Raw genomic sequence first — 536 nt, 5'->3', positions numbered from 1 at the left:
GATTTGAAGATTGCTTACCTCCAAACATCTTAGAACAGTATAAAGCTAGTGCTGTTGTTCGAAGCGTTCAAAACGATAATGGACGAATGCTCGTAATGCGTGATTTGTATCCATGTAGAAACATCAGCATTCATTTCCAAGGTATGGAAAGCGGCTTCGCCATGGGTTATGTATTAAACCCAACAGAATTTAAACCGACTGATAAAGAAAGCATATTCACCTTCATTCAAAAGAAGTCTTCTGTGCCACCCTGTAAGGCCGATTTTGATGCTTGGGTAAATCAATCTGTAAATCAAACCGCACGAAATCACTTCATTGAACTAAGTAAGCGCATAACGTTATCAGAATACCTCGGATGCATGTTTGGTACGGAACATCCATTCGAAAGTAATCTGCTTAACATGGATGTCGGTAGTACGGATATCCAAGCCAATACATTAAATTGTGCGCTACAGATGGACGTGCCATTCTTGGAACAAGTGTCCTCTGCTGATTTGATGTCTATTAGAAGCAACGACGGTGAAGCATTCCAGTTG

1 pseudogene is annotated in these 536 nt (G+C 40.7%); it reads left to right on the top strand.

The window, feature by feature from the left end:
- Nucleotides 1-95 precede the first annotated feature (95 nt).
- A pseudogene (locus AB4486_RS24130) lies at nt 96-536 on the top strand (hypothetical protein); the annotation flags it as partial.

Source organism: Vibrio sp. 10N.222.55.C6 (assembly GCF_041473395.1).
Taxonomy (GTDB): domain Bacteria; phylum Pseudomonadota; class Gammaproteobacteria; order Enterobacterales; family Vibrionaceae; genus Vibrio; species Vibrio crassostreae_C.
Note: the sequence above shows the minus strand (reverse complement) of the source record. Positions and strands in the feature narration are given on the sequence as shown.